At 71.3% G+C, this 11,572-nt stretch carries 11 protein-coding genes; 5 read left to right on the forward strand and 6 right to left on the reverse strand.

What is annotated here, in order from left to right:
• The 4 genes from AB0J39_RS33955 to AB0J39_RS33970 form a co-directional block, all read left to right on the forward strand.
• A partial coding sequence (locus tag AB0J39_RS33955; RefSeq protein WP_363472282.1) for a multifunctional oxoglutarate decarboxylase/oxoglutarate dehydrogenase thiamine pyrophosphate-binding subunit/dihydrolipoyllysine-residue succinyltransferase subunit occupies nt 1–3,456 on the forward strand: 3,456 nt, incomplete at its 5' end.
• Between the two features lie 88 nt (nt 3,457–3,544).
• Nucleotides 3,545–3,721 (forward strand): DUF6104 family protein, encoded by a 177-nt coding sequence (locus AB0J39_RS33960; RefSeq protein ID WP_346229599.1) that lies wholly within the window; start codon nt 3,545–3,547, stop codon nt 3,719–3,721.
• A gap of 201 nt (nt 3,722–3,922) precedes the next feature.
• The gene (locus AB0J39_RS33965) at nt 3,923–4,744 is read left to right on the forward strand and encodes a hypothetical protein (protein WP_363472284.1); all 822 of its coding nucleotides are present in this window, start codon (nt 3,923–3,925) and stop codon (nt 4,742–4,744) included.
• Nucleotides 4,741–5,478, forward strand: a complete 738-nt coding sequence (locus AB0J39_RS33970) for a PadR family transcriptional regulator (protein WP_363472286.1) — start codon at nt 4,741–4,743, stop codon at nt 5,476–5,478. Before AB0J39_RS33965 ends, AB0J39_RS33970 begins: the two co-directional genes overlap by 4 nt.
• Before the next feature lie 53 nt (nt 5,479–5,531).
• Here the strand turns inward: AB0J39_RS33970 and AB0J39_RS33975 are convergent, their stop codons facing one another.
• The 6 genes from AB0J39_RS33975 to AB0J39_RS34000 form a co-directional block, all read right to left on the reverse strand.
• Complete coding sequence (locus AB0J39_RS33975; RefSeq protein WP_363472287.1) at nt 5,532–6,494, reverse strand: zinc-binding dehydrogenase; 963 nt, start codon at nt 6,492–6,494, stop codon at nt 5,532–5,534.
• Nucleotides 6,495–6,613: 119 nt separating this feature from the next.
• A complete protein-coding gene (locus tag AB0J39_RS33980) occupies nt 6,614–7,528 on the reverse strand; it encodes a glycosyltransferase (RefSeq protein ID WP_363472290.1) in 915 nt (304 codons plus the stop codon).
• A gap of 14 nt (nt 7,529–7,542) precedes the next feature.
• Nucleotides 7,543–8,292, reverse strand: coding sequence for a hypothetical protein (locus AB0J39_RS33985; protein ID WP_363472291.1), 750 nt, complete (start codon nt 8,290–8,292; stop codon nt 7,543–7,545).
• A 13-nt stretch (nt 8,293–8,305) separates the two neighbouring features.
• Nucleotides 8,306–9,073, reverse strand: coding sequence for a hypothetical protein (locus AB0J39_RS33990; RefSeq protein ID WP_363472293.1), 768 nt, complete (start codon nt 9,071–9,073; stop codon nt 8,306–8,308).
• 31 nt (nt 9,074–9,104) lie between these two features.
• Complete coding sequence (locus AB0J39_RS33995; RefSeq protein WP_363472296.1) at nt 9,105–9,749, reverse strand: 2OG-Fe(II) oxygenase; 645 nt, start codon at nt 9,747–9,749, stop codon at nt 9,105–9,107.
• Nucleotides 9,750–10,020: 271 nt separating this feature from the next.
• Nucleotides 10,021–10,800, reverse strand: coding sequence for a BTAD domain-containing putative transcriptional regulator (locus AB0J39_RS34000; RefSeq protein WP_363472298.1), 780 nt, complete (start codon nt 10,798–10,800; stop codon nt 10,021–10,023).
• Between the two features lie 431 nt (nt 10,801–11,231).
• Here AB0J39_RS34000 and AB0J39_RS34005 point away from each other — a divergent pair.
• Nucleotides 11,232–11,572, forward strand: a 341-nt coding sequence (locus AB0J39_RS34005) for a TetR/AcrR family transcriptional regulator (protein ID WP_363472300.1), incomplete at its 3' end; no start/stop codon positions are given.

Consider the following 11,572-nt stretch of genomic DNA (forward strand, 5'->3'; position numbering starts at 1 on the left):
GCCCCGCCGAAGCCCGCCCCGAAGACCGCGCCGCAGGCCAAGCCCGAGGCGAAGGCGCCCGCGCCCGCCAAGCAGCAGGCCCCGGTGCCGGCCGGCGCGGTCGAGGAGAAGCTGCGCGGCGCCGCCGCGCGCACGGCCGCCAACATGGAGGCCTCGCTGGTCGTCCCCACGGCCACCAGCGTCCGCGCGGTCCCCGCGAAGCTGCTGATCGACAACCGCATCGTCATCAACAACCACCTGTCCCGCGGCCGCGGCGGCAAGATCTCCTTCACCCACCTCATCGGCTACGCGATCGTCCAGGCGCTCAAGTCCATGCCTGAGATGAACCACTCGTACGGCGAGGTGGACGGCAAGCCGGTCCTCGTCAAGCCGGAGCACGTCGGGCTCGGCCTCGCCATCGACGTGCAGAAGAGCGACGGCACCCGCCAGCTGCTGGTGCCCTCGATCAAGCAGGCCGAGACGATGGACTTCCGCCAGTTCTGGACGGCGTACGAGGAGATCGTGCGCAAGGCCCGCGGCGGCAAGCTGGGCGTGGAGGACTTCCAGGGCACCACGATCTCCCTGACGAACCCCGGCACGATCGGCACGGTCCACTCGGTGCCGCGGCTGATGCCCGGCCAGGGCACGATCATCGGCGTCGGCGCGATGGAGTACCCGGCGGAATACCAGGGCGCCTCCGGGGAGACGCTGTCCCGCCTGGCCATCAGCAAGGTGATGACGCTCACCTCCACCTACGACCACCGGATCATCCAGGGCGCCCAGTCGGGCGACTTCCTGCGCCGCATCCACCAGCTCCTGCTCGGCGCCGAAGGCTTCTACGACGAGATCTTCGAGTCGCTGCGCATCCCGTACGAGCCGGTCCGCTGGGTGCAGGACATCTCGGCCACCCACGACGACGACGTGGCCAAGTCGGCCCGCGTGCTGGAGCTCATCCACGCCTACCGGGTCCGCGGCCACCTCATGGCCGACACCGACCCGCTGGAGTACCGCCAGCGCAAGCACCCCGACCTCGACATCCAGTCGCACGGCCTGACGCTGTGGGACCTGGAGCGCGAGTTCCCGACGGGCGGCTTCGGCGGCAAGCCGCTGATGAAGCTGCGCGACATCCTCGGCGTGCTGCGCGACTCGTACGTCCGCACGGTCGGCATCGAGTACATGCACATCCAGAACCCCGAGGAGCGGGCCTGGATCCAGGCGCGGGTGGAGCGGCCGCACGCCAAGCCCGACCGCGAGGAGCAGCTGCACATCCTGCGCAGGCTCAACACCGCCGAGGCGTTCGAGACGTTCCTGCAGACCAAGTACGTCGGCCAGAAGCGGTTCTCGCTCGAGGGCGGCGAGTCGCTGATCCCGCTGCTCGACTCGGTGATCAGCTCGGCGGCCGAGGAGAACCTCGACGAGGTCGTCATCGGCATGGCCCACCGCGGCCGGCTCAACGTGCTCGCCAACATCGTGGGCAAGTCGTACGCCCAGGTCTTCGGCGAGTTCGAGGGCAACATCGACCCCCGCAGCGCGCACGGCTCCGGCGACGTGAAGTACCACCTCGGCGCGAGCGGCGACTTCGTGGCCCCGTGCGGCAACAAGATCAGCACGTCCGTGGTCGCGAACCCCTCGCACCTGGAGGCCGTCGACCCCGTCCTGGAGGGCGTGGTCCGCGCCAAGCAGGACCTGCTGGAGCGCGGCGAGGAGGGCTTCACCGTCCTGCCCGTGCTCGTCCACGGCGACGCGGCGTTCGCCGGTCAGGGCGTGGTCGCCGAGACCCTGCACCTGTCCCAGCTGCGCGGCTACCGCACCGGCGGCACCGTGCACATCGTGGTGAACAACCAGGTCGGCTTCACCACCTCCCCCGCGTCCTCGCGCTCCAGCGTGTACGCCACCGACGTCGCGCGCATGATCCAGGCGCCGATCTTCCATGTGAACGGCGACGACCCCGAGGCGGTCGTCCGCGTCGGCCGTCTGGCCTACGAGTACCGCCAGACGTTCCGCAAGGACGTCGTCATCGACATGATCTGCTACCGGCGGCGCGGCCACAACGAGGGCGACAACCCGGCCTTCACCCAGCCGCTCATGTACGACCTCATCGACGCCAAGCGCTCGACCCGCAAGCTGTACACCGAGGCCCTCATCGGCCGCGGGGACATCACGGTGGAGGAGGCCGAGCAGGCCCTGCGCGACTACCAGGAGCAGCTGGAGCGGGCCTTCACCGAGACCCGCGAGGCCGCCAAGAGGCCGCTGGAACCCGGCGCGGTCGTGGTTCCTCAGCCGGACGAGCAGATTCCCTGGTCGCACGAGGACACCAAGACGGCGATCTCGGAGGAGGTCGTCAAGCGGGTCATCGACACCCAGCTCAACCTGCCCGAGGGCTTCACCGTCCACCCGCGCCTCGCCCCGGTGATCCAGCGCCGCGGCACCATGATCTCCGAGGACGCGATCGACTGGGCGACCGGTGAGCTGCTCGCGTTCGGCTCGCTGCTCATCGACGACCACCCGGTCCGCCTGGTGGGCCAGGACTCCCGCCGCGGCACCTTCGGCCAGCGCCACGCCGTGCTGGTCGACCGCGTGACCGGCGAGGAGCACACCCCGCTCAAGACGTTCAACCAGGGCACCACGAAGTTCTACGTGTACGACTCGCTGCTCAGCGAGTTCGCCGCGATGGGCTTCGAGTACGGCTACAGCGTGGTCCGCCCGGACGCCCTGGTCGCCTGGGAGGCACAGTTCGGCGACTTCGCCAACGGCGCCCAGTCGATCATCGACGAGTTCATCTCGTCGGGCGAGCAGAAGTGGGGCCAGCGCTCCTCGGTCGTGCTGCTGCTGCCGCACGGCTACGAGGGCCAGGGCCCGGACCACTCCTCCGGCCGCATCGAGCGCTACCTGCAGCTGTGCGCGCAGGACAACATGACGGTGGCGCAGCCGAGCACGCCGGCGAACTACTTCCACCTGCTGCGCTGGCAGGTGCTCTCGCAGCGGCGCAAGCCCCTGATCGTGTTCACGCCCAAGTCGCTGCTGCGGCTCAAGGCGGCGGCCTCGGCGACGTCGGAGTTCACCACCGGCGCCTTCCGCCCGGTCATCGGCGACTCGACGGTGGACCCGTCGGCGGTCCGGCGGATCGTGGTCTGCTCGGGCAGGATCTACTACGACCTGCTCGCGCGCCGCGAGAAGGACGGCAGGAACGACGTGGCGCTGGTGCGCCTGGAGCGCATCTACCCGTTCCCGGAGAACCCGCTCAAGGCCGAGCTGGGCCGCTACCCCGCCGACGCGGACCTCGTCTGGGCGCAGGACGAGCCCGTCAACATGGGCCCGTGGCCGTACCTGAGCCTGAAGATGGTGGAGAAGCCCGAGCTGCTCGGGGGCCGCACCTTCCGCCGGGTCTCGCGTACGCCGAACTCCTCGCCGGCCGTCGGCTCCCACGCCAAGCACGACGAGGAGCTGCACGGCATCCTGGGCGAGATCTTCGGCTGACCGGAGGTCCCGCCCGTACGACCGAGGAGGTCCCCCACGTGCGTGGGGGACCTCTCTCCATGAATCAGGCCGTTTACTGGAGCGAAGTATGTATTTCACCGACAGGGGGATCGAGGAGCTCGTCGAGCGCCGCGGCCAGGAGGAGGTCAGCGTCGGCTGGCTCGCGGAGCGGCTGCGCGAGTTCGTGGACCTCAACCCCGAGTTCGAGGTGCCCGTGGAGCGGCTGGCCACCTGGCTCGCCCGCCTCGACGAGGACGACGACTGAGGACGACGACTGAAGGCGGCGGCTCAAGACGGCGGCTGAGGACGACGGCTGACGAGGCCGCTCCGCCTGCCCGGTCCGGGAGCCCGGGAAGACGCGATACATCTTGACTTTCCACAAACGAGATATATCTTGTTTGTGGACGGTACGTCCGCGCGGTGTCCGCCGCGCGGACGGAGGACTTCGCGTGGAAGGGCCGGAGCGATGCCCCAATACACGATCGACTCTCCCGGACGGCTCACGTTCGGAGAGGTCACCGCGCTCAACGTGCGCGTCGTGGCCGGCCGGCTGGCCGTGCTGGCCAGCGACGGCCCGCCGACGCTCGAAGTGACGGAGGTGGACGGCGCGCCGCTCGTGGTGACCCACGACGACGACGGCCGCCTGACGGTCGCCTACAAGGACCTGACGTGGGACGGCATCCTGGGGTGGCTGCGCCCGGGCCCGCGCAGGACCACGCTGACGCTCACCGTGCCGAGGACGTGTCCCGTCCAGGCCGGGATCGTCTCCGCATCCGCCGTCGTGGCGGGCATGGAGGGGATCACCGGCGTGAAGGCCGTGTCCGGGGACATCGTCCTCGACGGCGTCAGTGGCGAGGTGCAGGCCGAGACGGTCTCGGGCTCGGTGGAGAGCCGGGGGCTGGTCGGCGATCTGTCCTTCTCCAGCGTCTCCGGCGAGCTCACCGTCGCCGCGGCCCGGCCGCGGCGGCTGCGCGTGAACACGGTGTCCGGGCGCGTCACCGCGGACCTGGACCTGCAGCCCACCGGCCACGTCACGCTGCACAGCATGTCGGGCACGATCGTCGTACGGCTCCCGCACGACGTGGACGCCGACGTGTCCGTCCACTCGACCTCAGGCAGGATCGACTCGGCCTTCCCCGAGCTGCGCGCCTCCGCGATGCCGGGAGCCCGCTCGCTCGACGGCAGGCTGGGCGGCGGCATGGCGTCCCTGTCGGCGACCACGGTGTCCGGTGCGGTCACCCTGCTGAGCGGCCAGCCCGCCGGCAGGCGAACGGAGGAGACGGCATGAGTCCTGTTTTCGGGCATGGCCGGTTGCGGTTGTACCTGCTGAAGTTGCTGGAGGAGAGCCCGCGGCACGGCTACGAGGTCATCCGGCTCCTGCAGGACCGTTTCCTCGGCGTCTACTCCCCCTCTCCCGGCACGATCTATCCCCGGCTGGCCCGGCTGGAGGACGAGGGCCTGGTCACCCACGAGGTCGTGGACGGCAAGAAGGTCTTCACCCTCACCGACAAGGGGCGGGCCGAACTGAACGACCGGATGGACGAGCTGGCCGACCTGGAGCAGGAGATCACCGCCTCGGTGCAGGACATCGCGCGGGAGGTCAAGGAGGACGTGCGGCAGACCGTGCGTTCCCTGCGCGAGGAGCTCACCCAGATGGCCAGGGACATCGGCCACGACAACCGCGACCAGCGGCGTGAGCAGGAGGACTGGCGGCGGCAGCGTGACCACGCCAAGGAGGAGTGGCGCAGGCAAAAGGAGGAGTGGCGCCGCCGCAAGCGCCAGTGGCAGGAGGAGAGCGAGCGCCGGCAGCACGAGTGGCGCCGCGTCTGGGAGGAGTCCTGGGGGTTCGGCGGCGGCCGGCAGGGCGGCCACGACGCCGCGCTCAGCCGGATGCTGGCCGACTTCGTCGCCGACGTCCACCGCACCTCGGATGCCGGCGTGCCGGACGAGCGCGCCCTGGCCGAGTGCCGGGCCGCCCTCGACGAGGCCGCCGAGCGCATCCGCCGGGCCCTGCGTCCCTGACCGGCGGTGGGAGGGCGGCGACGAGAGCGCCGCCCGCCCCGCGCGGGCGCCCGTCAGAGCGTGAAGACCACCTTGCCGAAGACCTCGCCGCGGTGCATGGCGGCGAACCCCTCCTCCGCCTCGGCCAGCGGCAGCACCCGGTCGATCGCCGGCCGGACGCCCGTCTGCTCCAGGAACACCGCGAGCCGCCCGAGCTGCTCGCGCGTGCCCATCGTGGACCCGATGATCGACTTCTGCAGGAAGTAGACCTGCGCGAGCTGCGTCGCGGCGACCATGCCGCTCGTCGCGCCGCAGGTGACGATCCGGCCACCGGGGCGCAGGGAGCTGAGCGAGTGCTTCCAGGTGGCCTCGCCGACCGTCTCCATGACGGCGTCCACCCGCTCGGGCAGCCGCGCTCCCGTCTCGAAGACCCGGTCGGCCCCGAGCGCGAGGGCCCGTTCGCGCTTGTCCTGCGAGCGGCTGGTCGCCCAGACGCGGAAGCCGCCGGCCCGGCCGAGCGCGATCAGCGCGGTCGCCACACCGCCGCCGGCGCCCTGGACCAGGATGGTCGAGCCCGGCTCCAGCCCGGCCTTGTCGAAGAGCATGCGGTAGGCCGTCAGCCAGGCCGTGGGCAGGCAGGCGGCCTCCTCGAAGGTGATCGCCGCGGGCTTGGGCACCAGGTTGCGGCGGGGCACCACGACCTTCTCGGCGAACGTGCCGTCGTACTTCTCCGACAGCAGCGAGCGCGCCGGGTCGAGGGTCTCGTCCCCGTCGACCGGGGTGCCGATCACGGAGTGGACGATGACCTCGTCGCCGTTCTCGTCCACCCCCGCCGCGTCGCAGCCGAGCACGATCGGCAGCCGGTCCTGGCTGATCCCCACACCCTTGAGGGTCCACAGGTCGTGGTGGTTGAGCGCGGCGGCCCGGACCGTGACGGTCGTCCACCCTTCCGGTGCGGCCGGCTCGGGATGCTCCCCGAGCGTCAGGCCCTTGAGCGGGTCGTCCGGATCGGTCTGAGTGACGGTGGCGGCGAACATGCCAGAACATTACTCCGAACATCACTCCCGGCCACCGCGCCGGGCCCGGTGCGGCCCCGCGCGCCTCGCCGCCGGCGCCTGTGACGTCCGGGAGACCGCCGAGGCCGCTTCGCGGCCGCTCACCACGCGGTCCATCCGTCGATCGCCGGAGCGTCGTCCGAAGAGACCTGCGCCGGGAAGGCCGCCGGGGCCCACGTGTCGAGGTAGGAGACGACCTGCCGGACCTCCGCCACGGCGAGCCGCGATGCCGCCTCCGCCCACCGCTCGGTGAGGACGTCCGCGACGGCCCGGTTGAACGACGAGAAACGGGCGCAGGCGAGCACGGTCGCGCGCAGGCGCTCGCCCGTCAGGTGCAGCAGGGCCGTACGCAGGACGTTGCGCAGCCACGACGCGTGGTCGGGGCGGTACGGCGGCGTCGCGCGGAATCTGTGCGCGACCTGCGAGGCCGGGACCCCGAGCAGGGGACGGCCCGCGCGCCACCACCGCAGGCTGATCTCGACGTCCTCCACACCGAAGCCGGTGAAGGGGGCGAACCCACCGGCGTCGGCGAACGCCCTCCGGCTGACCGCCAGACAGCCTCCGGGGACCACGCCGACGGGCACGAGGGCGCCCGCCGTGTCCGGGACCCGCTGCCACCGGTAGGTGAACAGCGCGTCCACGATCCGGGCGCCGCACCCGACGTAATCCGGCTCCTCCGCGTCCCGTACGGCGGGCCCGGCGACGGCCTCGGGTTCCTCGTCGAGGAGGTCGAGAAGCGGGTCCAGCCAGCCGTCCGCCACACCGCAGTGGGCGTCGAGGAACACCAGCGCCGGCTGCGAGGCGACCCGCGCTCCACGGTTCCTCGCGGCTGCGATGCCGCGGTGCGCCTGGCGCACAAGCGTGACGTGGTCCGGCCAGTCCCGCTCGGCGCTCCCGTCGGTGCTCCCGTCGTCAACCACGACGATCTCGCGCGGCCGCGGGTCCGCGTGCGAGACGGAGCGCACCGTCGCGGCGAGCGCCTCTCCCTCCTGGTAGGTGGAGATGACGACCGACACCGGCGCCGTCCTCGTCACGGGACGCCCGCGAGCGCCTGCTCGGCCAGCGCCCGGGGAAGGCGATGGGCGGCCGAGGCCGGGGTCTCGGCCCGGCTCCAGAAGGTCAGGCATTCGGGGAGGGGATCCACGTCGCGCACGTCCACCCAGGCGTACCGCTCGGGTTCGAACAGCAGGGCGTGGCCGCGGAGCAACGCGGCCTCGCTGAACCTCCCGGCCCCCGCGCGCCGGGCGTACTCGGCGATGGGGACGCCGTGCGCGTCGAGGCTGTGCTCCCGCACCGCGCCGTAGACGTGACGTGGTACGGCGAGCGGCAGCGGCGTCGCCAGGTCGCAGTGCACGGGCCGCCCGAAGAACGCGGCGGGCGATCGCCGCCATCCGTCGCGGGGCGGCCTGCGGTCGCCGCTCGAGAACGCCATCCACGGCCTTCCCTCCTTCCAGAGCCGCTCGCGCAGGTCGCACGGCCGGACGAACACCTGATCGGAGTCGAGATGCACGATCAGGGCGGCGTCGGTCAGCAGGTCGGCGTGCAACTTGGTGAGCTGCTGGCCCAGGTAGTCGTCGTCGCCGCCGGGACAGAGACGAAGGCGCACGCCGGGAGCGTCGTGCAGCGGCGCGGTGTCCATCCGGGACGCGCTCGTCTCGGGTATCACCACGACCACGTTCCGATGGCCCGTCACGAACAGTTCGACCGACCGCAGCGCGAGGGCGAGCCAGTGCCTGTCGCGGTGATAGGACCGGATGACGATGTCGATGGAGGCCGCCACGACGGGACGACGCCTACTTCGGAACGACGATCACGGGGTCGACCGGGTCGGCGCCCGGCCCGGCCGTCCCGGTGATGCCGCCGGGGGGAAGCGCCGCCCAGTCGATGAATCCGGGGAACACCTCGGCCCACTGCGGCTTGTCCGCCCAGTAGTTCTTGACCCCTTCGGACAGCGAGAACTGGAACGCGGCGAGCTTGGTGATCAGCGCAGGTTCCAGGTTGAGCGCGAGGACGTCGCCCAACCGGGCGTCGGCCAGCCCCAGGCGCCCGAGGATCTCGGCGGGTCTTCCGGCGTACGCGGTGAACTCGGCCTGGCCGGTGACCACCCGCGCCTCACGCGGCTCGAACCCGACGCTCGCGAGCTCCCCGGCGACGAGCTTGGAGCGCTGGTTGACGAACACCGCGAGCCACTCGATCTCCTGCGCCCCGAGGTCCTCCAGGAGGACCTTGAGCAGTGCGGCGGAGAGCCCGATGTTCGTGCGGTGCTGCGGTGTGAGAGCGACCGGGGTCAGCAGCGCCTGGCCGTCGTCGCTGACCACCCCGAGCGCCAGCCCGCGCAGCGCCCTCGCGCCGACCCCGGCCGGCGGCCAGGGGCGCTCCTCGTACGCCACGGCCGTCCGGGTGCGGGACGAGACGGCCAGCGGGACGAACACCTCCTCGAGGAGACGTCCCAGCCCGCACGCGCTCAGGAACCCGGCCAGCTCCGGACGGTAGGCACCGAGGAGATCGTCCGTCACCCGGACTTCGAGACACTCGTTGACGTCGTCGTGCAGGTTCCGCATCGCATGACCCTCCTGTCGGTCCGTGTGGACTTCACCCGTCGTGCCCGGCGGGCTCCGTCCCGGCGGGGGCGAAGGTCCAGGCGATGGCCGAGTATCTGGTGCCGGCTCTGACCGGACGCACCTCGTGCAACAGGCCGGCCTCGAAGATCACCAACGACCCGGCCGCCGGCTGGACGGGGCGGGCCTCCATGACGCCGTCGCTCCCCGGCACGTGCAGGATCAACGCGCCGCCGTCGAAGACCGGCAGCCCGCCGTCGGGGTCCGCGTCGTTGAGCGCGCACACCACGGTCAGGCGCCGAGCCCGTACGACGTCCGGGTCACGCGCGTCTCCGGAACGGTCGCGGTGGGCGCGGAAGTACTCGCCCTGCGCGTAGCTGCAGAACTTGGGGCCGTCGAGCCTGATCTCCTCCCCCGCGCCGGCGTGCGCCTCGCGGGCGGCCCCGACCATGGCCGCCACGACGAGGCGGGCAACCTCGTCGTCGAGGGTGTGCTCCCGGCAGCGGCGCAGGCGAAGGTCGACCACGTCGGCGCTCCTCCTGAGCACGCTTCCCGGATGACCGGCCGCGTCCGCCATACGGTCGACGATCGCCCGGCACTCCGCTCGGGACAGCGCTCCCTCCAGGACCCGCACGAACGACTCGCCCGTGCCGGCAGGCGTTTCACCGGCATGCCGCATGCACGCCTCCTCCCGGCTCCGTCACGTCCGCGTGTACGGACCCCGGATGTCCGCCCTCGCCGTGACCGGCGCCGGCAGCGGCTGTTCGGACGGAACGAGCAAGTGGAATCGGACTGTCACCGACGATAACCCCCGGCCGCCGTCGCGGGCCAGGACATCACACCATCGCGGTGACATGGCGGCGATACAACGGTGGCGCGAGGGTGACGTCAGCTCTCGCCGAAATCCCGGCGGCCTGTACGCGGGAAAAGCCGCCGCTTCCCGCCAGGGATCATCGGCCCGCGCCGAGTGCGGCCCACCGGTCCGCGGGCCGGTCCGGCCGGGCCGGGCCCGTGGGGCGGGGCGCCTTCCTCGTGGCGCGTCCGGCGTGGGACGCCGGATCCCCGTGGCCGGTCGCGCCTCGCCGGCTCTCGGCGGGAAGCGCCAGGCCCGGGCCGAGGGTCGCCAGGTCCTCGGTGGCGAGACGGAGTTCGCTGCCCGGCCCGACGCCCAGTTCGTCGCTCAGCACCTTCTCGGCGTTCTTGTAGGCCTCGATCGCCTCGGCGTACCGGCCCATGCCGCACAGTGCGCGGATGTGCCGGGCGTGCATCATCTCGTTCAGCGGATTCTCGGCGATGAACTTCCTGGCGTTCAGCACGACCTGCTGGTTGCTGCCGAGCGAGAGCCACGCGTCGATCAGCGTCTCCCGCGCGACCGCCCGCCAGTTGTCGAGTTCGTTGGCCGCGGCGGCGCCCAGCCGGCCGTCGAGCGCGTCGAGCATGGCGTCGCCGCGCCACAGGCACAGCGCGTCCTTGAGAATGCTCGCGACCACCGAGGGAGTTCCCGGCGCCAGTTCCAGCGCACGCTCGGTGAGGTTGACGAACCGGTGCGCGTCCACCTTGCCCCGGTCCAGGTTGAGCCGGTAGTCGGAGCCGACCGTCTCGATCAGGTCGCATCCCCGGCCGTAGTGCCGCAGCCAGCGGCGGAGCCGGGCGAGATGCGCGTGCAGGGCGTTGACGGCGTCGTCGGTGGTGTTCATCAGGTCGAGTTCGTCGATGAGCTCGTCGCGCATCACCGTATGCCCGGCCCGGAAGGCGAGAATGGCGAAAAGGCTCCTCAGCTTCGCTCCGGTCGGTGCCGCCTCACAATTGGAGAACCTGACTCGCAGTGGACCGAGAATATCGATGCCAACGATCGCCACAGTTCACTTCCCCCTAGTGGAAAACAGGGCCGCGCCACATAGTTGCCGCATCACCGGCGGAGGAATGGTCCCCTCGGCGGCAGGTCAAGGCCTTTGGCGACGAGTAACAGGTGGATCTCACCGAATTGTCATCGGCAGGAGTCTAACCAGAGGGAATCCGCAGGGGGGACCCGCACGTTCGAGCAGCTACCCGGTCGATCGAGTAGGTTGCGCGGAGACCGGTAGGGCGAGACGGCGGGTTCGGATCCTCGCGTTCGCCTGCGGCCGATCGGGGTGAGGACTTATGGTGTACGGTCGATCGTATGGGGAGTGCTGTGGATCCCGTCGCGCCACACGATGACACGATCGCACCCGGTCAGGCTCTCCTGAGGGGAAAGACCGGGGTCACGGACAAGCGCCTGCTGCGCGGCGCCAGGACACGCGAGCGCGTCCTGCGGCACGCGGTCGACCTGGCCTCGCTGGAGGGGCTCGAGAACGTCTCCTTCGGACGGCTCGCCACCGAGACCGGGCTCAGCAAGGCCGGTATCCAGACCCTCTTCAAGAGCAAGGAGACACTCCAGCTCGCCACCATCGAGTACGCGCGCCGCCTGTTCATCGACGCGGTCATCCGGCCGACCCGGTCGGCGCCGCCGGGCGTCGCCCG

The sequence above is a fragment of the Microbispora sp. NPDC049633 genome (genome assembly GCF_040675265.1).
Classification (GTDB): domain Bacteria; phylum Actinomycetota; class Actinomycetes; order Streptosporangiales; family Streptosporangiaceae; genus Microbispora; species Microbispora maris.

Excerpts from the sequence above, each read along its gene's own strand:
- AB0J39_RS33975 (WP_363472287.1), bottom strand. The coding sequence starts at position 6,494 with ATGTTCGCCGCCACCGTCACTCAGACCGATCCGGACGACCCGCTCAAG.
- AB0J39_RS33995 (WP_363472296.1), bottom strand. The coding sequence starts at position 9,749 with ATGCGGCATGCCGGTGAAACGCCTGCCGGCACGGGCGAGTCGTTCGTG.
- AB0J39_RS34000 (WP_363472298.1), bottom strand. The coding sequence starts at position 10,800 with ATGCGCGACGAGCTCATCGACGAACTCGACCTGATGAACACCACCGAC.
- AB0J39_RS33990 (WP_363472293.1), bottom strand. The coding sequence starts at position 9,073 with ATGCGGAACCTGCACGACGACGTCAACGAGTGTCTCGAAGTCCGGGTG.
- AB0J39_RS33960 (WP_346229599.1), top strand. The coding sequence starts at position 3,545 with ATGTATTTCACCGACAGGGGGATCGAGGAGCTCGTCGAGCGCCGCGGC.
- AB0J39_RS33970 (WP_363472286.1), top strand. The coding sequence starts at position 4,741 with ATGAGTCCTGTTTTCGGGCATGGCCGGTTGCGGTTGTACCTGCTGAAG.
- AB0J39_RS33965 (WP_363472284.1), top strand. The coding sequence starts at position 3,923 with ATGCCCCAATACACGATCGACTCTCCCGGACGGCTCACGTTCGGAGAG.